The following is a 23,135-nucleotide window of genomic DNA, read 5'->3' as shown; positions in this document are numbered from 1 at the left end:
GAAAATATCCGCAGGAATCATCTGCCGGATATTTTCGTTTAAGACAAATAGGAAATCGTGAAAAATATTATAAAACTTATATTAAAGTATCATTTTACTATATTTTTTATACTGTTGGAAATTGTGGCTTTCTCTATGATTGTACAACACAATCGCTATCAGAGAACCATTTTTTTCAGACAGAGCTCTTCCCTGTTTTGTCATATTTCTTCGTATATCTCCGATATCGGGGAATATTTTAATCTGAAAGCGATAAACGAAAAATTAGTTGCAGAGAATACCGGTTTAAAGAATACAATTGAAGAATTGAAATCCTCTCACCCGTTTGTGTCTATAGACACCAGTAAATCCGAAGGAGATTACCTGTATATGAACGCCAGGACGGTCAATGCCAACTTTAACAAAACCAAAAATTACATCACTCTGGATAAAGGCATTGTAAACGGTATACGCAAGGAAATGGCAGTAACTTCCCGGGACGGAGTTGTAGGCATTATCCAAAATATCAGTAATACCTATGCCGTTGTTCTTCCCCTGATCAATACAAATCTGAAAATATCCGCTAAAATAAAGAAAAACGGTTATTACGGTTCCTTACAATGGGACGGTAACGATTACCGGTATTCCTATCTTAACGATATCCCCTTTCATGTTGATGTTGCTCAGGGAGATACAATTGTAACTTCAGGCTTCTCCTCTATTTTTCCCGAGGGGGAATTAATCGGATTTGTAGAAACGGTTGATAGGGAAACCGCCAACTTTCTTACTATAAAAGTACAACTGGCAACTGATTTCGGTAAATTGTCGGATGTGTATATCGTCGATAACCGGAAGAAAGAAGAAAAAGAAACTCTGGAAAAAGTCAGTTATGACGAAAGATAAAGTGTAATCTAATGAACAGTACAAAATATCTTATTCATGTGGTTTGCCTGTTTATTATTCAGTTGGCTATTTTGGATAATATACAGTTGAATTCATATATCTACATCAACATTTATATTTTGGCCATTCTGATATTACCCTATACCATGAAGAAAACGTCAGTATTGCTACTGGCTTTTCTGTTCGGTTTTATCATAGATTTGGCTAATAATACAATGGGAATTCATACTGCAGCTACGACGTTTATAGCCTATCTTCGTCCTAAATTGTTGCAATTGACTTCAAACCGGGATCAGATCGACGACATACAGGGGGCACAAAAGGTACGGAAATTCGGATGGTTTTTCAGGTATACGACATTGTCCGTATTTATTTTCAACGTAGTACTGATGCTGGCAGAAGCTTTCAGTTTCGCTAATTTCTCCATCACCTTGCTACGTATCGTGTGCAGTACTGTTGTATCCGGTTTCTTTATCATGCTGTATTATTTTATTGCTTTGAAGAAAAAACAGGAGTAACGAACGATTTGAATTGGTGGTTATTCAAACATTATAACTCCGCAGGGAACCCATGAACAAATTCTCACATAGAAAGGCTGTTATTTCCGGATTGATTGTTTTCGTATTCGGGATATATATTATTCAGTTATTCAAATTACAGGTAATTGATGAATCCTATAAGCTTTCAGCCATCAACAATTCACAACGGGTGGAAACCCAATATCCGGCCAGAGGATTGATTTATGACCGGAACCATAAATTATTGGTATACAATCAGGCTGCTTATGACTTGATGGTCATTCCCCGTCAGGTAAAAAATTTCGATACGCTGGAACTGATCTCCATACTGGGAATACCGAAAGAAGTTTTGGTAAAAAACATGGAAAAATGTAAACGGTATTCCCGTTATAAAGCATCCATCTTAATTTCCCAGATCACGGATAACAAATACGCCAAACTTCAGGAAAAACTGTATAAATATCCCGGTTTTTTTATCCAGACCAGAACCCTGCGCAAATACAACGTAGCTCATTCTGCAGATGTATTCGGCTATATCGGAGAAGTCAGTCAGAGCCAAATTGAAAAAGACAGCAGTTATACTTCCGGCGACTATATCGGAGTAAACGGCTTGGAGAAAAGTTACGAAAAGATTTTGCGGGGAACCAAAGGAAAACGAATCTTATTGGTGGATAATTATAACCGCATCAAAGGTTCCTACAAAAACGGAGAATACGATATTCCGGCAGTTGTCGGCGGCGACCTGACGACGACACTGGATATCGACTTACAGGAATATGCTTACCGGCTGATGCAAAATAAGAAAGGCGGGATCATTGCCATAGAACCTTCAACCGGAGAAATCTTACTGAAAGTATCCAGCCCCGGTTACGACCCGCAATTTCTGGTCGGTCTGGAGCGAAGTGAAAACTACCGGAAATTACAACAGGACCCGAATCTGCCATTATTCGACCGTACCGTTACGGCGACCTATCCTCCGGGTTCTATTTTCAAAACGATTCAAGGCTTGATCGGATTGCAGGAAGGTGTAATCACTCCGGCCACCCAATACGAATGTCACAGAGGTAATTCTTTCAACGGGCAGTTTATGAAATGTCACGGACATGCTTCTCCCCTGGATTTGAAAGGAGGAATTCAAAATTCATGTAATCCTTATTTCGTAAATGTATTCCGCCGGATATTGGAGAATAACAAATATGCGAATGTACGGGAAGCGTATGGAAAATGGCGGGATTATGTCCTGGAATTCGGATTGGGACAACGGATTTGTCCGGATTTTATGAACGAATCTTCCGGTTCGATACCGACACAGGCATATTACGACAAAGTGTTCCGCACGCACAACTGGTATTACACTTACATCATGTCCCTTTCCATCGGCCAGGGAGAACTGTTGATCACTCCGCTTCAGATGGCGAATATCGTTACATGTATTGCCAACAGAGGATCTTATCTGACCCCGCATATTGTGCGTCCGGCTGACCCCGAACACCGGGCCAGAATCGTGCGCCACGACTTAAACATCAGAAAGGAATATTTCGATGTCATTGCCGATGCCATGGAAGAGGCTGTCAAAGGCGGAACCGCCCGTGTTGCAGCTTGTGATTCCGTTACCGTATGCGGAAAAACCGGAACAATTCAGAATCCTCACGGACTGGATCACTCGGCATTCTTCGCTTTTGCCCCGAAAGTAAATCCTAAAATCGCCATTTTGGTGTATGTAGAAAACGGAGAATGGGGATCGACATACGGAGCTCCGATTGCAGGATTGCTGATTGAAAAATATTTGACGGGAAAAATCTCTTCCCGGAAAATGGCTTTGGAAAAGAAAATGCTGGAAGCGGATCTGATCCACACCCCGGTCAAAAAAACAACAGATAAACGAGAAGAAGCGGAAGACTAATTTTTATACCGTATGAACAGACAGAATGAACTGATAAAAAACATCGACTGGCTCTCCATATTTTTATATGTCGTGTTGGTTTTTATGGGATGGTTGAATATCTATGCCGCAGTATACGATGATAATCACAGCAGCATACTGGATATATCCCAGAAATACGGTAAACAGTTGATCTGGATCAGTGCTTCATTTGTATTGGGGTTCTTTATTTTATTGACAGACAGTAAGTTTTTTACAGCCTTTTCTTTTGTATTGTACGGGTTGATGATCGGTCTTTTGGTATCCGTATTACTCTTTGGACACGAAGTTAACGGTGCCCGTTCCTGGTTTCAAATCGGCGATATACGGATACAACCGGCCGAATTCGGAAAATTTGCCACGGCATTGGCCGTCGCGAACGTAATGAGTCGGCATGGCTTTAAAATGATGCGATTCAGTAGTTTGCTGCAAATCGGACTTCTTCTGTTTATCCCGGCAGCATTGATTATTTTGCAGAACGATACGGGCTCGGCTTTGGTATACAGTGCATTTTTATTAGTCATGTACCGGGAAGGATTACACGGATCGATTCTGCTCCTGTTCTTTATCACCATAGTTCTGTTTATTTTTACATTGTTATATACTCCCCTGACGGTATTGATCATCATCATAGCCTCCACAATGATCGCATTCTTTTATTACCGGCAAAACAAGGGCGAACTGTACCGGGTATTTATCTTTCTGACCGGGTGTTTCCTGTTTTTGATGTTTATCCGCTGGCTGTTTGATCTGCCGTTTTCGGAAGAACGTTTGCTGCTCTACTCCTATCTGGTGACAAATATTGTAGCTATCTATTTCATATACAAAAGGAAAATGAAGCACATACTGTTCATTGTATTGGCTTCCTGGCTATGTATCGGAGCCACCATTATGGTCGACTATGCATTCGATAAGCTTCAACCCCACCAAAAGGACCGTATCAACAATCTGCTCGGTATTGAAACGGATTTGACCGGAGCCGGCTACAATGTAAACCAATCCAAAATAGCCATCGGTTCGGGTGGCTTTTTCGGCAAAGGCTATCTGCAGGGTACCCAGACAAAGTACAATTTCGTGCCGGAACAAAGTACCGATTTCATTTTCTGCACCGTCGGCGAAGAATGGGGCTTTATCGGAAGCACCGTTGTTATACTGTTATTCCTGGCTTTTATATTACGGATTATCAACCTGGCCGAGCGTCAACGCTCCGATTTTTCCCGGGTCTACGGATATGCTGTTGCGTGTATTCTCTTTTTTCATGTGGCCGTTAACATCGGTATGACAATCGGTATTGCTCCGGTTATCGGGATTCCCTTGCCCTTCTTCAGTTATGGAGGTTCTTCTTTATGGGCATTTACAATACTGATTTTTATATTTTTACGTTTGGATGCAAATCGGTTGCAGGTATTCAGTTAATCCCTGTAGCCGGGTAAAAACGAATAAAACTTAAAAGCGTTTACACAAACGTTTTAAATGTGCTACTTTTTTTCTACTTTAGTGCCTTCAGGCAAAAAAATAGAAAAATTTATGAAAACACTGATTACGAATATAAAACAATTAGTACAGGTAGAAAAAGAACCCCGGACTTGGGTTGCCGGCAAGGATATGGCACACCTGGAATGTATCGAAAACGCATATTTGCTGGTTGAAGACCAGAAAATCGCTGCTTTCGGAAAAATGGAGACTTTGAATAAAGAAGCCATTGAAAAAGGGACTGATTTCTTAAAAGAAGTCGATGCGACGGGACGATTGGTTTTACCATCCTTCTGTGATTCGCACACCCATCTGGTATATGCAGGCAGCCGGGAAATCGAGTATATCGATAAAATCAGGGGATTATCTTATGAAGAAATAGCCAGGCGAGGCGGTGGCATACTGAATTCGGCCGAGCGGATGCGTAAAGCTTCCGAAGAGGAATTATTCGATTCGGCCCTGGCCCGGATCGAAGAGATTGCTGCATTCGGAACCGGTGCTGTAGAGATTAAAAGCGGATACGGTCTGGAAACCGAAAGTGAATTGAAAATGCTTCGTGTCATCCGGCGTTTGAAAGAAGCAACTCCGCTCCTGATCAAATCCACTTTTTTGGGTGCACATGCCGTGCCTGCTGAATACCGCAATGACCAAACCGGATACGTAAACACAATTATCAACGAGATGATTCCGGCTATCGCTGCAGAGGAATTGGCGGATTATATCGACGTATTCTGTGACAAGGGATTTTTTACCGTGGAAGATACAGACCGTATGTTAAATGCAGGTATGAAATACGGAATGCGTGCGAAGATACATGCCAACGAACTGGATTATTCGGGGGGGGTACAAGTCGGAGTAAAATACAATGCCGTTTCTGTAGATCATCTGGAATACATCGGTCCCGAAGAAATCGAATGCCTGTTGGAAAGTGAAACTATGCCGACAGTATTGCCGGGAGCAGCCTTTTTCCTGAATATGCCGTACTCGCCGGTCCGGAAAATGATTGAGGCCGGACTACCGGTTGCTTTGGCCTCCGATTACAATCCAGGGTCCTCTCCTTCCGGAAACATGAAATTTATCATGTCTTTGGGATGTATCAATTACAAGATGCTCCCCGAAGAAGTCATCCATGCTACGACTATCAATTCCGCTTACGCAATGGGTGTCGAGGAAGAAGCCGGGAGTATTGCCGTCGGTAAACAGGCCAATTTTTACATCACCAAGCCGATCCCCGGTATCGAATATCTTCCTTACGCATACACCAGCAATTTGATCGATACCGTATTCTTAAAAGGAGAAGAATTTTAAAACATCAAAATTGAAAATATAAAACTGATATGAAAAAGCAACTAATCGAATGTGTTCCGAATTTCAGCGAAGGAAATGACATGAACATCATCAATCAAATCACCGATGCCATGAAAACCGTAGAGGGAATCAGTGTTATCGATGTTGATCCGGGTAAAGCCACAAACCGTACAGTCGTTACGATGGTCGGAGAACCGGAACCGGTCTGTGAAGCAGCTTTCCGGGCTGTAAAAAAAGCAGCGGAATTGATTGATATGACAAAGCATAAAGGGGCGCATCCCCGATTCGGAGCTACCGATGTGTGTCCTCTGGTACCCGTTTCCAATATTACAATGGAAGAAACGGTGGAATATGCCCGTAAATTAGCAAAACGTATCGGAGATGAACTCAATATACCGGTATACTGTTACGAATCGGCCGCCTATACCCCTGAAAGGAAAAATTTAGCGACCTGTCGTGCCGGCGAATACGAAGCTTTGGGCGAACGCTTACCGAGTGAAAAATGGCATCCGGATTTCGGCCCCCGGGAATTGAATGCCTGGACGGCTAAAACAGGTGCTACAGCCGTAGGTGCCCGTAATTTTTTAGTGGCTTACAACGTAAACTTAAATACCACTTCTACCCGCCGGGCAAATGCCATTGCATTTGATGTCCGCGAACGTGGCCGGGTAAAACGGGAAGGTAATCCTGTTACCGGTAAAAAAGTGCTGGATGAAAACGGTAAACAAGTCATGATCCCGGGTACTTTAAAATCCGTCAAAGCCATCGGCTGGTTTATCGAAGAATACGGTATAGCACAAATTTCTATGAATCTGACAGACATTTCGGTAACATCGGTACATGAAGCTTTTGATGAAGTATGCCGTAAAGCCGCTGACCGGGGAATCAGAGTGACCGGTTCGGAATTGGTAGGCGTTATTCCGTTACAGGCTATGCTGGATGCCGGCCGTTATTTTTTACGCAAACAACAACGCTCTACCGGAGTTTCGGATAAAGAACTGATAAAAATTGCCGTAAAATCTCTGGGATTGGATGAACTCTATCCCTTCGATCCGCATAAAAAAATCATTGAATATATTTTGGAAGACGAAGCCGGAAAAGGTAAAAAGAAACTGATCGATATGAATCTGACTGATTTTGCCGATGAAACGGCTTCCGAATCCCCGGCTCCGGGAGGTGGTTCGATTTCCGCCTACATGGGGGCTTTGGGAGCAGCTCTGGGAGCCATGGTTGCTAACCTCTCTTCTCACAAACGGGGTTGGGACGATCGTTGGGAAGAATTCAGCAACTGGGCCGAAAAAGGCAAATCTTACCAAACGGAACTGATTAAATTAGTCGATGAAGATACCAATGCATTCAATAAAATCATGGATGCTTTCAGTCTTCCCAAGAAGACCGACGAAGAAAAAGCTGCCCGTCAGCAAGCCGTACAGGAGGCAACCCGTTATGCGACAGAAGTGCCGTTTAAAACCATGAACCTGTGTTATGAATGCATGTCGGTGGCAAAAGCTATGGCTGAAATCGGTAATCCGAACTCCGTAACGGATGCGGGAGTCGGTGCACTGGCAGCCCGTGCCGGCGTTATGGGAGCCTTCTTAAATGTAAAAATCAATGCTGCCGGTCTGGAAGACAAGGCATTCGCCGAAAAAATCATTCAGGAAGGAGAAACGATTGCCGCCAAAGCCAATCAACTGGAAGCCGAAATCCTGCAAATCGTAAATTCAAAAATCTGATAATTCCAAAAATATCAAAGAAAAACGATTCTATAGGACTATTTTTAAATACATAAAACGAGATTCAAAAATGAGTCTCGTTTTTTAAATGATAGATAGTCACACTTACTTTGAAATAATACTTTTAAAAAGTGACTGTTTGGACCTAAGCAACAAAACTTTTCCTTGTGTGTTACTTGAATTCCAGCTTTTAATTTTGTTATAGTTATTTATATATAAAAATAGATACAGATCCGAACCTTGTGGTTCTTGATAAGCCACAGTCCCATTTAGTTGGGTTTTATTTTTGTCAGATAGTTCAACGATTACATCTATATTTTGTTGAAAATCGACAATTTTTGCTATTGGAACTCTAGTTTTAAACAAAAGTTTTTCTGGATTAATAGGAAATATTGCCAAAAATGGTTTATTTTTCTCAACTTTCCCATTATTCTTTACATACGGTTCGATATACCCTGTAAATGGAGCAATTACGAAATACACTGAATCTGAATTTGTTTGAGATACAATTGCACAAATGGTATCTCCTTCAAATGTACAAGTCGATACTTTTTTAAATGTCACATATGAATTCGTGGGAGCTATAAATTTTTTTACTTTTGGAATAAAGTCTATTATTAATGGATATTTATCATAAACAGGAATTTCAATTATATTAACTATAACAATCATAACAACAAAAGATATTGCAATAATCATTGATCCATATCTAAGAAACCTTGACGGAATTTTTCCCAATAGCATGCGAACCTTCTCACTTCTTAGTTCAATATTATTTTCCATAGACGTCAATTCCCTAATTCAAGTTGATTTTTAACAAGATAATAATAATTCCCTTTTTGCGATATCAGATCATTATGAGTTCCTCGCTCAACGATACGTCCATTGTCTAAAACTATAATTTGATCTGCATTTTTTACCGTACTTAGACGATGGGCTACAACTATAACAGTTCTACCTTTGTTATACTCAATAAGATTTGTTACAATATCTTTTTCATTATTAGCATCAAGGGAATTAGTCGCTTCGTCTAAAAATAAATAATCAGACTCTTTATATACAGCTCTTGCAATAAGAATCCTCTGTTTCTGTCCTTGACTTAATCCCTGGCCTTCATCTCCTACCATCGTATTATATTTTAACGGTAGTTTATTTACAAAGTCATCTACATTAGCAATTTTCACTGCATACGATAATTTTTTTATATCAGGCGCATTTTCTGAAACTGCAATATTTCCAGCAATCGTGTCTGAAAAAATGTAGCCATTCTGCATTACAACTCCACACCGATCCCTCCACCATCGTAGATTTATGTTATTTATATCAATACCTCCAATTAGTATTTTACCTTTCGTCGGTTCGTAATAGCCTAACAACAATTTTATCAGCGTAGTCTTTCCACTTCCACTTGCACCAACGATTGCAGTTGTTTTACCTGCCGATATTTTCAAACTAATATTATCCAATACCATTTTATCCCTTATCCCTGGATATTTAAAGTACATATTCTCTAAAATAATATCTCTACCAGACTCAGGAAAAGAGCATACACATCTTTTAGATGTATTTTCATCACTATTGGAATGAATATCATTAATTCTCTCAAGGCTAATACTTATATCCTGCCACTTATATATAAACTGCATTAATTCAGATACAGGCGAATTGAGCTGCCCGACAATATATTGCAATGACAACATCATTCCTAAAGTTATCTCCCCCTGAATGACACTTGTTGCGGCAAAAATAGTTACAAGCATATTTTTCAATTCATTGATAAAAGTACTTCCAATTTCCTGTGCCTGTTGAAGGGACATAATCTCGATATTAACATCGAACAAATCTGATTGGGTATCTTCCCATTCCCAGCGTTTACGTTGTTCTGAATTATGAAGTTTAATATCTTGCATACCAGAAATAAGCTGATATGTTTTATTTTGATTAATTGATAATTGTTCAAATAATTTGTAATCTAAAATACGTCTTTTCTTTAAAAATCGACTTATCCATAATGCATACAATATACTCCCAACAATAAATATTATAAATATCTTATAACTATATATCAATATAATCAGCCCAAATATGATAAAGCTAACAAAAGCAAACAGTAAATTAAGAGTTTGTGCGGTGATGAATCGTTCAACTCTTTTATGATCCTCAATTCTTTGCAAAATATCTCCTAAATGTTTGGAATCAAAAAAAAACATAGGTAAACGCATGAGTTTGATAAAGAAATCTGAAATCAGCGAAATATTAATCCTAGTGCTAATATGAAGTAATATCCATCTTCTTATTAAATCAATTGTAGCATTACCTAATATTAACATAAACTGTCCTAACATTATTAACCAAATAATGTTAATATCATTTTGACCAATACCAGTATCAACAAGTGTTTGAGTCAAAAATGGTAATAGAAACAACATGCCGCTACCAACAATAAGCCCTATCCCTAACTGAAGAAAATATGATTTATATTTGGATAGATATGTCCCCAGAAAAGAAAGATTTTTACCATAGATATTTTGTTTTTTCGGAGACTTACCGGAAGGCGTAAACTTAACTGTAGGTTCAAGCAAAATCCCAGAGCCTTTATCATACCCCATAGAATGAGTACTTAACCAATTATTTAAGAATTGAGCTTCATTATATTCTATAAGACCTCTTCCAGGATCTGCAATATAAAATATGTACTTATTATTCTTCTGAGTTATTTTATACAAAACAACAAAATGATTTTGTCGCCAATGAAGAATGCAAGGAAGGATTGCTTTAATGCATAAATCGTCATATGTAATTTTCCCAGCAACAACCTTAAAATCAAGATCTTCTAGAGCATTGCAGATTCCTTTGAAAGTAACACCTTCCTTACCTATTTCACATTTTTTCTGTATGATTTCAAAACTAACTATTTTTCCGTAGTATTCAGTTATCATCTTCACACATGCTGCTCCACAATCACTACTGTCAAACTGTCTAAATATTGGAAATTTTTTCTTCATCCATATATTTTTATTGTTATTCGATGTAAACGTTATTGCCAAATAAACGACTAAATTTAGTTGGTAATTATAAACCTATATACAAAGAGTATTAATAAGAAATGATATGTTGTTATCTGAACAAGCAATTAAAAAAGTCCGGCATCTCTATCCCTATTATTTAATCTCCTTTCGCTCTCATTATATTTTTTACCTACACCGAAATTGTATATTATTCCCAGCGTAAACATTGATTTATTGTCTATAATATTATTTACAAAGTTGTATTTTACTAAACTTTCGTTCAATGTCCGACTTTTATAGTCAGCATCTACTAAAAACCAAAGAACAACGGCTGTAACACTGAAATTTTTGTAAGTGTATCGAGCCATTAAGGTTGAATTTTTTTCTCCAAGATTCAGATATGGCCCTGAGAGTTGCCAATCTCTTACATTGGCACTATATGAAAATGTAAACTCTTTGATTTTTGAAGCGACCTCATAATTAAGACTAAATTGATTCTTCGTATATTCGCCAACAATATTACTGTTTATACGAGTTCTGGAAAAAGTACCACCAACCGTTATTGTAAAAATCTTATTTTTAAAAGGATCAAAATATAACGATGTCAATGCGCCGTAGTCCAACGCATAGTTTGCATTTTCATATTTCAGCCTAATAAGGCCGTCTTCTTCAATAAAAAAAGAATTGGTAGGATCTTTTTTGTGCTGCATCACACCACCGATTCTCATAGAAAGCCATGGATTGTTATAATCGTATACCAGCAATATCCGATTCATATTTGTATTCTTTAGAAACGGATTTCCCTCTTTAACAATTCCCTCTGATATATATATTTTATTACTACTTAACTCAGTAAGACTTGGCATTGTTGTAGAATTCTTATAGCTAAACCGAATTATATTATTGGGGGTTATGTTATATCCAATAAGCATTTGAGGCTCAAACATCCATGCATTTTGCCGGGCTTCATCACTGCTATTATCATAATATCCGAGGCCGATATTAAAACGATAACTAAAATTCATCCACTTTCCACGAATTTCGGCATATGTATTATTTGAGTTTTGGTTTGTGAAAAAATCACCATTTCCAAAACTATTATCTATACTATATGTAAGTCTACCTACAGAAAATTTATTGCCTATACTCAAACGCATCATTTTATTGATAGGCATTGTATAATCAATATGACCCATTAAAGACTTTTTGACATTGTTTGAAGTCATATTATCCAATAATTCCAACTCTTCATTACTTGCTTTATATTCCCTCCGACTGTACCGTTTATCCGCGTTAATATATGTACCTGTTAAATTTACCATTAGTTCCTTACCTTTAGATAAATTGATTACAGAATACACATCAAGTGAAGGTGTAAATTGCTTTGTTCTGTCCCATATAACTCCAGTTCGATCATATTCATTTTGGCCAATATACTGATCTATCTGAAGTGCACCATCTCTATGCGAGTGTTGAAAATTGGGCTCAAATTTAATCTGTAGCTGATACTTATCTTCAACATTGCGCGAATATATAATAGAAATGTAATTGTCATCATATCCAAATTTTCTTTTCTCAAACTCTCTCCTAAAATGATATTTATCATTTAATTGATATTCATAATTGTTTGAACTTTCAATATGAGAATAATTCCGATAATATGTAGAAGCATTGAACTTCAATTGATTTTTATTTTTCCAATTATAATTAATAAACATCCCCCCATTTATAAAACCAGTAGTGAAAGCACTCGTCAGATTAACTCCACCATACAATCCATCATTTGCATGTTTTGTAATAATGTTAACAACGACCGGGTAGTTTGCATATTTTGCAGGAGGAAAGTCATAATATTCTACTGATTTTACATTTTGTGCATTGATGGCATATAATTCTTGTTCTGTTGCATTTGCACCGTTTATCAATACTTTGACTTTTTCTCCATTAACTGTCGTAATTTTTTGATTTGCATAATCCAAACTTAGTTTCGATAACCCGGCAAGCAAATCCATACTGTTAACACTATTTTTAAGTTGTGAAGACGTGATATTATAAACAGTTTTATCAATTGATTGTTGGGTTGGACGCTTTCCAACAACAGTAACTTCCTCCATCTGCTCTGATTTTAATTCTAAAACAAAATTTTTAACAAACTCATTTCCTGCAGATGGGTATACAACCTTTATTTCTGAAATTAGTTTCCAAAATCCAATCCGCGATATGACAATACGGTATTTTTTAGGTTGTAAACTATAAAACACAAAATCTCCATTCGTATCAGTTATCGAAGAAGCTATAATCGTAGTCGTATCCACAATATCAACTAACACAACCGATGCAAAATCAAGCGGTTCTGTTACTTTACCAGCTGAAGATATCACCTTTCCTCGAAATTTTACCTGAGAAAAAGCAGTTAGGTAAAATAAAGATAAGATTAAAAAAATCAATATTGTACGATATAGATTCATGATTGCATACAATTAAAACAAATTTGTCTGAAATAAATATTTAATTGAGTAATTTTTAAAAACATATTCAATCATATTTTTGAAAACCTGTGTTAAGAAAGATAAAAAATAAGTTCTAAAATTTATATTAACTCACTCTAAACTATTTCAGATTTCTTAAAATATAGAGTCGTTCTAACTGTCCATTAAAATCTTACGGACAGATTTTAATAGACAGTATTTAAACTCGACCCGACCAATTTGCACAATTAATCAAATTGATTTGCAACATATGGTTCAAAAGACAATATGCCAGATGCTTTTTGAGAATCTTTGAGTTCTATATTGATCACTCCGGAAAAAATAGGAGAAATACTATTATCAAACAAAATAAAATCAATATTTTCAATGGCTATTGCCGGTATTTTTGCGAGTTTAGGTAAATTTTTTACAGGTAGTGATACCCCATTTACAAATATTCTGATACTTCCACCTTCTGAAGTTGTAATGTTAAATGTTTCTTTGTCCAAGTCTACATCCGGAATAGATGCAATAGCCTCAGCTATTGTACCTGCCTCAGCTGAAAGAGCATCAGTACCATATTTTTTGACATTGAACTGAACCTCCTCATTCTTTTCTAATTTAAAGTGTAAAGTAAGATTACCTGAGTGACTTTTAGGTAATTTAGTAAAGGTTTTACTAAATTCTCGATAGCCCGGAGCTATAATCTTGACAAAATATTTTTTTGATACTACATCTTTGCCAATATCATAGGATCCAGTATGATCTGTAAAACCGACATACTCAATTTTATTGTGATCATCATAATCGCAATATAATACAGTTGCATATGGGACACCTATCAATTTGTCTCCACTTTCTGAAAAAATAACTCCATTTACCCAAAGCGTTTGAGCATTCACTACTGTTGTCATAGATGTAATCATTAAAATTAGGCTAAAAATAAGTTTCATAGTTAAATTTGTTTTAATTCCTCTTGCAGTAAATACTGATTGAAGTTGATTAGAATAATATCATTAATATCTTCAAGTTCACTAATAGAACAATGCATTTCATTTCCATCCATTACCTTCTGTGAACAAATACCAGGACACGCAGGAAGAAGTTTACATTTCTCGCACATAACAGGAATATTAGAACTCATTCGATACAATACTTTTTCCACATTCCAATTTATTGTACCACTTGGCAATAAATTCCCTTCCTTATTTGCATCCGTAAAATCTCTCGCAGTGCATTTAAATACACTCCCATCGTAGTTAATGACAGCTTGATTATAGTTATCTGCATAACAAACATGAGTCATTACTGATTTCAAAGGATTATAATCTACAACATGTTTTCGCTGATTTGCTTCTTCAATAAAATCATAAAGATTAGAATAATCAATCGTTGTATCATCAACCTGCCATATTTTATGAATTCCTATTGAACTTTTGGCCCTGTCAATAAAATTAATATCGTCTAAAAGCTCTTTAAGAGACTCAAGCGTATCATTTTCTATATTAATTCTCACTCTGAGAGAGTAGTTCTGTAAAGTTTGTGAAATCATTTGCAGATTTAACAATATTTTATCATAAGAACCTTTATGATTTTGTTTTGAAAACCGTATTTTATCATGACGCGACCTGCTCCCATCAAAGGTAATTTGAAAATGTACTGAATAATCATTGAGAAAATTTAACAACTTCTCAGTTATAAGTGTACCATTGGTTGTAAAAATAACCAATAGTTGTATGTTATTCAAATCACAGAACTGTTTACATCTAGACAATAATGATGTACAAATCTTCGGATTGAGAAGAGGCTCTCCTCCAAAAAAACTAAGACTCAGAACTTTATAACCAGTTGCATTATAATGCTGAACTACATGTTCGAAAATCAAGTCGGATGTATGGATCGTCATTTTTGATTCTTGAACATGATTTTCATAACAATACCAGCATCTAAGATTACAATTCATTGTTGTGTTTATTGTCAAATCATATCTATGAAGGCTAAACCTTCGTTTTAATCTAATTAATTTGATAATATTTATTTCATCCACATCCTCATCTACAATTGCGCCGATATTCTTAAGTTTTGTATAATAATTATTATACATCTTTTCAAATTGTGATAAATCTTTATTTGATTTAACAAGTTCAGTGTAAATTCTATTGCTAATAATAGAATACGAACCTCTGAAAGAATTGTATAATAACACTTTTTCTTTATCAATAGGTACGTAGTGATTATAGTAACTTAATTTTTCCATCATTGCTAAAAAATCTATAATTCCTGGACTGTAAACCGAAATGAATTGATAAAAACCACTCTATACTTTTTGACAAAAGTATAGAGTGAGAAAATTAAGACTTACTTACATGCACACCCCGCTACATTATTGTTGTTAATTGTGCAACTAGGATTAACCTCAATATCCAGGTCTTTCAGAATATCTTCAAGCCATCCTGTATTACCTCCTGACAATACAACCATTTCATCTTGGTTAAATTTTTCAACGATGTCCGAATTCAGACGTAGCATTACTTTTTTTTTCATAACAAGTGGTTTTAAATTAGGTTCTAATTTTAATTTTCAAGCTGCATAAGGAGCCAGAACCCATTAACTCTTTTTGCAACCTTTAGACTCAGCTGTAATATATATCGCCCCAGTAAAACACACCAGAAAGAAAACATTTACAAATACAACCATCTCCAATAAAACTATTTATCAAATTTGTGATATTGCCTTGTTTTATTTACCGAGATATTGTTTATTAAAGAAATCCCCTCGAACAAATTCTTTTTTCCATCAATAAATAGTGAAAATATCACGCTCTAAGCTTGGAAGTGAATAGATGTATGAGCCTCTATCGACGATTATTATAATTTTTTTAAATATAAAATGAAAATATATCATTTGTCTCATTTTGTATTTCCCGATTTTACAAAAATAAGCTTTGAAAATCAGTAATTTAAAAAATAATATTTCCCATACCTGTAAAATATTATCCCGAATTCCGGTTTTATCCGCAAGAATAAAAAAAATCGTTTTGGATCTTATTCAAAATTTACTTCAATGAGTTCGTTTATGCTGGACTCTATCAAATGCTATTACTTTCAGTGATTGCTCTAACTTTGATTTCTTATTCAAATTATTAATCGCATTTATATTGTGATTAAGCATATCTTGTGTTATGTTCTTGTCTAAACTTTCTATCAGATAATATTAAATTATTACATCAGAATAATGGTTTATCCAAAAAAGGATTAAATTTGCCAATTGATTACCCATATGGACTCTGAACCTGTATGTTTGAAATCAATTAATAAATCAATATTTATTGTTTTCTTTTATATTTGTATCCGTATGGATAAACGCGACTTTCTATATTTTATTTTCGTACCACTATTGGTATTGACATTTTTTTCTCACCGGCAGCCGGAACAAACGGAGCGGACAATAATCTCTACAACCGTACAGGCAGAACTGGAAATTTTTGCCGAATACCACTGGCAGGATGATGACGACTATATATACGCACCGTCGTCCCGTAACAGAAAAGCCAATATACCGGTGCTTTCAGCCAGACTATATACTTCGGTAAGCTGCCCCTTTGGCTCGGATATTTCGAAGTCGCTAACAACTCCCTGTAAAAACAAACAGGTCTCCCTTTCCGTTTTATGTGTTTACCGGATTTGACCATATATTACGTCAAAGAACCGCCGGATAGCATTTTACACTTCAAGGATACGATAATTCTGTTTCTACATGTCCTGACTGAAACGATAGCAGAAAAAGTTCGTATCAAAAATGCCCGATATTTATTTAAACACAGGTAAAATCATTAATTTTGAACAAAACATACCGATTGACTATGGAAACCAGACATTATTCAGGTTTAAACAATATAGAAGTTGAAGAAAGCCGGAAAAAATACGGAGAAAACAGACTGACACCGCCGCCCCGGACTCCCCTCTGGAAATTATTTCTGGAAAAATTCAAAGACCCGATTATACAGATATTGCTGGTTGCTGCTACTTTATCTTTGATAATTTCCATTATACACAGCGAATATGCGGAGACTATCGGCATTTTTGTGGCTATTTTTCTGGCTACAGGAGTCGGGTTCTGGTTTGAAATGGATGCCAACAAAAAGTTCGAACTACTGAACCAGGTCAACGACGACATATTGATCAAGGTGCTTCGCAACGGCAACATTCACGAAGTAGCTAAAAAGGACATCGTGGTCGGCGATATTGTTGTCCTCGAAACAGGTGAAGAAATTCCGGCCGACGGTGAATTGCTGGAGGCTATCTCCTTACAGGTAAACGAATCGACTCTGACCGGAGAGCCGGTGATCGATAAAACCACCGATCCCGCTGAATTTGATAAAGAAGCGACCTATCCTTCAAACAAAATTTTAAGAGGTACCACCATTGTAAACGGACACTGTATCTACCGGATTGAAAAAGTCGGAGATGCGACTGAATTCGGAAAAGTAGCTGAAAAATCGACAGAAATCAACAACGATAAAACTCCGCTCAGCAAGCAATTGGAAAAGCTGGCCAAATTCATCAGTATTGTCGGCTTTATTGTTGCAGGTGCTACATTTATCGGTTTACTTACTAAAGATATCTTTACAGGCGCATTTACAGCGGATAATATCTTTACACTGGATACAGCCGGACGCATCCTGCAATATTTTATGATCGCTGTCACCCTTATCGTTGTTGCCGTGCCCGAAGGTCTGCCTATGAGCGTTACATTAAGTCTTGCATTAAGTATGCGTAAAATGCTGAAAACAAACAATCTGGTCCGAAAGATGCACGCTTGTGAGACAATGGGAGCGACAACGGTCATTTGTACCGATAAAACCGGTACACTTACCCAAAATCAAATGCAGGTGTATCAAACGAATTTTTATGCCTTATCCGGACAGCAACTCGGTGAAGATGAAGCCAGCACATTAATTCGTGAAGGTATTTCTGTCAACTCTACGGCTTACCTGGAGTATAACGATTCGGAAAAAATCAAAACCCTGGGAAATCCGACAGAAGCAGCCCTACTCCTTTGGCTGCATTCACAAGGAGTCAACTATATGGATTACCGGGAAAATACCAAAGTACTGGAACAACTTACGTTCTCCACCGAACGTAAATACATGGCCACCATTGTCCGTTCTTCGCCGGAGGATAAACCGATCCTGTACATGAAGGGAGCGCCGGAAATCGTTCTCGGCAAATGCAACCGGGTATTGACAGCTGAAGGCCTGGCTGAAATTACGGCTTATCAGGCCACCGTTGAAAAACAATTGCTGGATTATCAAAACCAGGCGATGCGTACCCTGGGATTCGCATATAAAATATTGGAGGATGAAAATTACGATGAAATCGAATCGATCGCTTCAAAAGACCTGACGTTCTTAGGTATTGCAGCGATTTCCGATCCGGTGCGTCCGGATGTTCCGGAGGCCGTACAAAAATGTCTGAATGCCGGGATCAGTGTAAAAATCGTTACCGGTGATACGCCGGCAACAGCGCGGGAGATCGGCCGGCAAATCGGCATCTGGAAAGAAACGGATACAGACGAACAAATCATTACGGGCATTGACTTTGAAAAACTACCGGATGAAGTGGCTGTTCAGAGAGTATTGAAACTTAAAATCATGTGTCGTGCCCGGCCGACGGACAAACAGCGACTGGTAGAATTACTCAAACAAACCGGTGCTGTGGTTGCCGTTACAGGAGACGGTACCAACGATGCTCCGGCATTGAATCACGCAGACGTCGGTTTGTCAATGGGTACCGGTACATCCGTGGCCAAGGAAGCCAGCGATATTACCTTACTCGATGATTCGTTCAACAGCATCGCAACGGCTGTTATGTGGGGACGCTCCTTATATCACAACATCCAGCGTTTTATACTGTTCCAGTTAACCATCAATTTATCGGCTTTATTGATTGTACTGATCGGTTCCATGATCGGTCACGAATTACCTTTGACCGTTACGCAAATGCTTTGGGTAAACATGATTATCGATACTTTTGCTGCCGCTGCATTGGCTTCGCTCCCTCCCAATCCGAAAGTGATGGATGAAAAACCGCGGAAACCTTCGGACTTTATCATCAGTCCCAAAATGCGGAACTACATTCTGGGGATCGGTTTCAGCTTTACGATATTGTTATTGGGAATGATGTACTATCTTGCCGACACCTTTGTCGATGCACAGGGCAAGGCTCTTGTCGGGTCGTCCCTATTTTTTACGACCTTCGTCATGTTGCAGTTCTGGAATATGTTCAATGCCAAAGCCTTTCTTTCACACGGCTCGGCTTTTGCCAACCTGAAAAACTGTACGGGCTTTTTAATCGTAATGTTTATAATACCTATAGGACAATTTTTAATTGTACAATTCGGCGGAGAAGTGTTTCGTACGGTTCCTCTTTCCTTAAAAGACTGGGGAATTATAATCGGAGCAAGCTCTCTCGTTCTTTGGATAGGAGAAATTCTCAGATTATTCAAAAATAACAACAAATGAAATCGGAGTAATACTCCGATTTCTCCTAATTTCCCGATAATATGAGTTCCAGAAAAATCAGAACGGCTTTATACAATGTTTTGCCGGGAGAAAAAGCCCATTGTAAAATGGCTCCGCGCCCTAAATATATTGCAGGAATTGAAGGTATTCATTCAACACCTCCGGTTAACAGTGCTGTACTCATATTGATTGTCCCTTATGAAAACGAGCTGGCCATTCCTTTTATCAAGCGGGTAAACCGTGGCAAATACCACGGCGGGCAAATTGCATTTCCCGGGGGCAAAATGGAAAAAGAAGATACCAACGCCTTACAGACTGCTCTGCGGGAATGCCACGAAGAAATAGGTGTACCCGAAGAAAAAGTATCGATTCTCGGGGTATTGAGCGATATTTACATCCCGTTGAGTAATTTCAATATTACGCCTATTGTCGGCACTACCCTTAAATTACCGGATTTTACCTTATCCAGGGATGAAGTGGAATGTGTACTCCTGGTAAAATTATCCGATTTATTCAACGACAAAAATAAAACGACTCATTCCTTTGTCCGGCACGACCATGAAATCATAGCACCGGGATATACCATCGGTAAAAACTTTATCTGGGGAGCCACAGCGATGATTATAGCGGAATTGGAACAATTAATGAAAACCAATACATTTAATCATCTGGGACAATTGTAAGTACGCTTATTTTTTCCGGCAAACGAAATACACCGGATGATAAGTCAGCGGATACGTGTGTCTTTCATTTGCAAATCGATCGTATGCCTTACAAAATTGCTGTATCTTACTCTTTGTCCAGGAATAAGGAGTGGCTGTTGCATTGGCTCCCGTCCGCTTTACATGTAATAATACTTCCAGCGGATCCTGAAAATACAGGATGTGTTGCCTTTCCTCCGCATACAATAACTCGAAATCAGCAGACAACCACTTTTCCCATTCATCGGAAGCATGGTATACTAATCCTTGTCCTGTTAATGTACGCAATTCAGTGAGGTTTTCGTCTCCAAAAGTGCTGAATATCAAAAAACCTCCCTCCCGGATTTGTCCGGCTAATTTTTTCAACGTCATTGCCGGCGCATTAAACCATTGAAATGTTGAAGCCGAAACAACCAGATCGTAAATCCGTTCGAGTGTGATCGTTTCAATATCCCCGATTAAACAGGCAGAAGCCGGCAGGTGTAATACACTTGCAGTTTTACTACACATATCATCAACCAAGTCATTTACATCCAAATGAGTATATGAAAACCGGTTCTGTAGTTTACGGGTCAGTAAGCCGGTTCCGCAACCGACTTCCAAAATGTTGCCGGCTTGTAGTTGCTGGGTATATTTATCAAGCAGACTGAACAAATGATTCACAATCATTTTCTGTACCGTAGCATTTTCGTCGTAGGTATCTATGCTTCGTTTAAAACGACGTTTTATGGTTGCTTTATCAATCATCATGTCAAAAATTTATAATATCCTCCCAACTTTGAAAATTATAGAACGGGTAGTGTCCTCCCCTCAACTTCTTTATTTCAGCTTTTCCGCTTGCCCAGTTCATCTGTTGCATAACCGGAAAAATCACATCCTTTTCAGAAACGAATATTTTATCCCATTTCAGGTTATTTTTATACACGGCACTTTGTGTACGTATCAGGCGGAGCTCTTCCACCTGTTCCGGCAAGTCGCGGCAAGGCCGGTTTGAAACGAATCGTTCCGCGTCTTCTGTTCCGTCCAGCATACGGCAAAAAAATTTATCCCTTCCCTGTATATTCATGCCTCTTTCCGTCAATGCATAGATCCGGCACGGAATACCCAGATTATCATCCACGGGGTATTCCGTACCGTTTATTGCAATATTGCATCGGGGCGAAATATTCAATTTTCCGACCGTATTGGCTGCAGCCCATACCCCCATCGACCAGGCGACCAAATATATTTCCCGATAATCTGAAAAATCCGGTAAAAACGGTAGTTCCAGCGATCTGTAATCCGAACAAATCAATAAATCACAATCTGTCCGAAGCTGGGAAACGGCCTTGTTATCCATCCCCCAACCGTTATAGAAAACGACTACCCGCCCCCCTGTATGTTGTTTAGCCCACTCTATTCGCATGTTCTTACGACAAAATATTCACTCTTATTCCAGGCAATCTATAAATTCAAACAGACAACCGTAATCTTCATCGGGAATCGCTGCATTCAATGAAAAACGAATACGGGATTCATTTTTAGGTACAGTCGGATACCTTACCGGAAGGGCAAAAAATCCGTTGTCCCGAAGTAAATCGGCCATCTCGATACTATTTTCATTGGAACCGCACACCCAGGGGACGATATGCGAGCCTCCCCTGGTCTCGAACCCTTTATCGGCCAATACCTGCCTCAATTTATCCGCAGTTGTTGACAGTTTTATTCTAAGATCGTAAAAATCAGGCATATGGTTCAATACAAAACGGGTCCAGGCCACATTCACCGGCGGTAAAGCCGTCGTAAAAATAAGACTCCGTTGGGTATTGATCAGGTATTCCCTGAACAATTGGGAACATACAACAAAAGCACCGACCGAAGCAAAAGCTTTTCCAAAAGTTCCGACAATAAAATCGATATCCTCGATACAGGCCTGTTCTTCGCAACATCCTAATCCGTTCGTGCCTCTAACCCCGACGGCATGTGCTTCGTCGACATACAGGAATGCATCGAATTCTTTCTTTATCTCGCACAATTCCTGTAAATCGGCCACATCCCCGTCCATACTGAAGACAGACTCCGTAACAATAAAAATATTCTCGTACTTATCCCGGTTTTGCTGTAACAGCTTTCTCAAATGCTCCATGTCCAGATGCCGGTAGCGAAGCATTTCAGATTCACTCAAACGCAAACCGTCGATAACGCTGGCGTGTACCAATTTATCGGCTACGATCAAATCTCTTTTGGAAGTCAAAGCCGGAAGTATTCCGATATTGGCATGGTAACCGGAACTAAATACCAATGCCGCTTCCTTATCGTACAGATCGCATAAATCGTTCTCCAGCATCTCATAATATTCATGATTTCCGGATAGTAAACGGGAAGACACGGCACTATACGGCAAAGCCCGTACATCTGTCTGCTCATAAAACTCCTCCAACAATTTCGGATAAGAAGATAAACCCAGATAATCGTTTGAAGATAAATTCAGCATCTCCCGTCCGTCCTCGTGAATCAAAAAACCATTGTGTTGTATGTTACGCAGTTTCCGGTAATTTCCGGATTCTTTGATAATTTCCAGTTTTTTGCTATAACGTTCTGTATTCATACTATTGCAATTT

Annotated in this window: 18 protein-coding genes; 9 read left to right on the top strand and 9 right to left on the bottom strand. The window is 38.3% G+C overall.

The window, feature by feature from the left end; genetic code table 11:
• Positions 1 to 57 precede the first annotated feature (57 nt).
• From mreC to ftcD, 6 genes are all read left to right on the top strand, one after another.
• Entirely contained in the window at positions 58 to 882 is an 825-nt protein-coding gene (gene mreC, locus BN8908_RS04820; RefSeq protein ID WP_068689476.1) for a rod shape-determining protein MreC, read from the top strand.
• Between the two features lie 11 nt (positions 883 to 893).
• Entirely contained in the window at positions 894 to 1,400 is a 507-nt protein-coding gene (locus BN8908_RS04815) for a hypothetical protein (protein ID WP_021988699.1), read from the top strand.
• A 52-nt stretch (positions 1,401 to 1,452) separates the two neighbouring features.
• Positions 1,453 to 3,303: a penicillin-binding protein 2 gene (mrdA, locus tag BN8908_RS04810; RefSeq protein ID WP_021988698.1), complete on the top strand. Its 1,851-nt coding sequence runs from the start codon at positions 1,453 to 1,455 to the stop codon at positions 3,301 to 3,303.
• A 12-nt stretch (positions 3,304 to 3,315) separates the two neighbouring features.
• Positions 3,316 to 4,737, top strand: a complete 1,422-nt coding sequence (rodA, locus tag BN8908_RS04805) for a rod shape-determining protein RodA (RefSeq protein ID WP_068689474.1) — start codon at positions 3,316 to 3,318, stop codon at positions 4,735 to 4,737.
• Positions 4,738 to 4,848: 111 nt separating this feature from the next.
• Positions 4,849 to 6,102 carry an imidazolonepropionase gene (gene hutI / locus BN8908_RS04800; RefSeq protein ID WP_068692112.1) on the top strand — a complete coding sequence of 418 codons (1,254 nt, stop codon included), beginning with the start codon at positions 4,849 to 4,851 and terminating at the stop codon, positions 6,100 to 6,102.
• Positions 6,103 to 6,131: 29 nt separating this feature from the next.
• Positions 6,132 to 7,835, top strand: coding sequence for a glutamate formimidoyltransferase (ftcD, locus tag BN8908_RS04795; protein ID WP_021988695.1), 1,704 nt, complete (start codon positions 6,132 to 6,134; stop codon positions 7,833 to 7,835).
• A 105-nt stretch (positions 7,836 to 7,940) separates the two neighbouring features.
• On the opposite strand, the gene BN8908_RS04790 is transcribed toward ftcD, so the two are convergent.
• From BN8908_RS04790 to BN8908_RS04765, 6 genes are all read right to left on the bottom strand, one after another.
• Positions 7,941 to 8,618 (bottom strand): hypothetical protein, encoded by a 678-nt coding sequence (locus tag BN8908_RS04790; RefSeq protein ID WP_021988694.1) that lies wholly within the window; start codon positions 8,616 to 8,618, stop codon positions 7,941 to 7,943.
• Between the two features lie 5 nt (positions 8,619 to 8,623).
• Positions 8,624 to 10,840 carry a peptidase domain-containing ABC transporter gene (locus BN8908_RS04785; protein ID WP_021988693.1) on the bottom strand — a complete coding sequence of 739 codons (2,217 nt, stop codon included), beginning with the start codon at positions 10,838 to 10,840 and terminating at the stop codon, positions 8,624 to 8,626.
• A gap of 128 nt (positions 10,841 to 10,968) precedes the next feature.
• Positions 10,969 to 13,311 carry a TonB-dependent receptor gene (locus BN8908_RS04780; RefSeq protein WP_021988692.1) on the bottom strand — a complete coding sequence of 781 codons (2,343 nt, stop codon included), beginning with the start codon at positions 13,309 to 13,311 and terminating at the stop codon, positions 10,969 to 10,971.
• A gap of 248 nt (positions 13,312 to 13,559) precedes the next feature.
• Positions 13,560 to 14,264, bottom strand: coding sequence for a hypothetical protein (locus BN8908_RS04775; RefSeq protein WP_068689472.1), 705 nt, complete (start codon positions 14,262 to 14,264; stop codon positions 13,560 to 13,562).
• 2 nt (positions 14,265 to 14,266) lie between these two features.
• Entirely contained in the window at positions 14,267 to 15,571 is a 1,305-nt protein-coding gene (locus tag BN8908_RS04770; protein WP_021988690.1) for a radical SAM/SPASM domain-containing protein, read from the bottom strand.
• A gap of 98 nt (positions 15,572 to 15,669) precedes the next feature.
• Complete coding sequence (locus tag BN8908_RS04765) at positions 15,670 to 15,855, bottom strand: hypothetical protein (protein ID WP_021988689.1); 186 nt, start codon at positions 15,853 to 15,855, stop codon at positions 15,670 to 15,672.
• A gap of 810 nt (positions 15,856 to 16,665) precedes the next feature.
• Between BN8908_RS04765 and BN8908_RS04760 the strand changes: the two genes are divergently transcribed.
• The 3 genes from BN8908_RS04760 (at position 16,666) to BN8908_RS04750 (ending at position 20,517) form a co-directional block, all read left to right on the top strand.
• Positions 16,666 to 16,998, top strand: a complete 333-nt coding sequence (locus BN8908_RS04760) for a hypothetical protein (protein ID WP_148453210.1) — start codon at positions 16,666 to 16,668, stop codon at positions 16,996 to 16,998.
• 175 nt (positions 16,999 to 17,173) lie between these two features.
• Positions 17,174 to 19,834: a calcium-translocating P-type ATPase, PMCA-type gene (locus BN8908_RS04755; protein WP_068689468.1), complete on the top strand. Its 2,661-nt coding sequence runs from the start codon at positions 17,174 to 17,176 to the stop codon at positions 19,832 to 19,834.
• Between the two features lie 41 nt (positions 19,835 to 19,875).
• Complete coding sequence (locus tag BN8908_RS04750) at positions 19,876 to 20,517, top strand: NUDIX hydrolase (RefSeq protein WP_068689466.1); 642 nt, start codon at positions 19,876 to 19,878, stop codon at positions 20,515 to 20,517.
• A 6-nt stretch (positions 20,518 to 20,523) separates the two neighbouring features.
• On the opposite strand, the gene bioC is transcribed toward BN8908_RS04750, so the two are convergent.
• The 3 genes from bioC to BN8908_RS04735 are packed head-to-tail and all read right to left on the bottom strand — an operon-like array spanning position 20,524 to position 23,122.
• Positions 20,524 to 21,285, bottom strand: a complete 762-nt coding sequence (bioC, locus tag BN8908_RS04745; RefSeq protein ID WP_068689464.1) for a malonyl-ACP O-methyltransferase BioC — start codon at positions 21,283 to 21,285, stop codon at positions 20,524 to 20,526.
• A gap of 1 nt (position 21,286) precedes the next feature.
• The gene (locus BN8908_RS04740; protein ID WP_068689462.1) at positions 21,287 to 21,940 is read right to left on the bottom strand and encodes a DUF452 family protein; all 654 of its coding nucleotides are present in this window, start codon (positions 21,938 to 21,940) and stop codon (positions 21,287 to 21,289) included.
• Between the two features lie 24 nt (positions 21,941 to 21,964).
• Positions 21,965 to 23,122, bottom strand: coding sequence for an aminotransferase class I/II-fold pyridoxal phosphate-dependent enzyme (locus BN8908_RS04735; protein WP_021988683.1), 1,158 nt, complete (start codon positions 23,120 to 23,122; stop codon positions 21,965 to 21,967).
• Between the last annotated feature and the right edge of the window lie 13 nt (positions 23,123 to 23,135).

It is taken from the genome of Culturomica massiliensis (genome assembly GCF_900091655.1).
GTDB lineage: Bacteria > Bacteroidota > Bacteroidia > Bacteroidales > Marinifilaceae > Culturomica > Culturomica massiliensis.
This window is presented reverse-complemented; position numbering and strand designations above follow the sequence as displayed.

Coding starts and splice junctions, on each gene's coding strand:
- BN8908_RS04765 (WP_021988689.1), bottom strand. CDS start 15,855: ATGAAAAAAAAAGTAATGCTACGTCTGAATTCGGACATCGTTGAAAAA.
- ftcD (WP_021988695.1), top strand. CDS start 6,132: ATGAAAAAGCAACTAATCGAATGTGTTCCGAATTTCAGCGAAGGAAAT.
- BN8908_RS04775 (WP_068689472.1), bottom strand. CDS start 14,264: ATGAAACTTATTTTTAGCCTAATTTTAATGATTACATCTATGACAACA.
- BN8908_RS04755 (WP_068689468.1), top strand. CDS start 17,174: ATGGAAACCAGACATTATTCAGGTTTAAACAATATAGAAGTTGAAGAA.
- BN8908_RS04740 (WP_068689462.1), bottom strand. CDS start 21,940: ATGCGAATAGAGTGGGCTAAACAACATACAGGGGGGCGGGTAGTCGTT.
- hutI (WP_068692112.1), top strand. CDS start 4,849: ATGAAAACACTGATTACGAATATAAAACAATTAGTACAGGTAGAAAAA.
- BN8908_RS04750 (WP_068689466.1), top strand. CDS start 19,876: ATGAGTTCCAGAAAAATCAGAACGGCTTTATACAATGTTTTGCCGGGA.
- BN8908_RS04780 (WP_021988692.1), bottom strand. CDS start 13,311: ATGAATCTATATCGTACAATATTGATTTTTTTAATCTTATCTTTATTT.
- bioC (WP_068689464.1), bottom strand. CDS start 21,285: ATGATGATTGATAAAGCAACCATAAAACGTCGTTTTAAACGAAGCATA.
- BN8908_RS04785 (WP_021988693.1), bottom strand. CDS start 10,840: ATGAAGAAAAAATTTCCAATATTTAGACAGTTTGACAGTAGTGATTGT.
- BN8908_RS04790 (WP_021988694.1), bottom strand. CDS start 8,618: ATGGAAAATAATATTGAACTAAGAAGTGAGAAGGTTCGCATGCTATTG.
- mrdA (WP_021988698.1), top strand. CDS start 1,453: ATGAACAAATTCTCACATAGAAAGGCTGTTATTTCCGGATTGATTGTT.
- BN8908_RS04760 (WP_148453210.1), top strand. CDS start 16,666: ATGGATAAACGCGACTTTCTATATTTTATTTTCGTACCACTATTGGTA.
- rodA (WP_068689474.1), top strand. CDS start 3,316: ATGAACAGACAGAATGAACTGATAAAAAACATCGACTGGCTCTCCATA.
- BN8908_RS04815 (WP_021988699.1), top strand. CDS start 894: ATGAACAGTACAAAATATCTTATTCATGTGGTTTGCCTGTTTATTATT.
- BN8908_RS04735 (WP_021988683.1), bottom strand. CDS start 23,122: ATGAATACAGAACGTTATAGCAAAAAACTGGAAATTATCAAAGAATCC.
- BN8908_RS04770 (WP_021988690.1), bottom strand. CDS start 15,571: ATGATGGAAAAATTAAGTTACTATAATCACTACGTACCTATTGATAAA.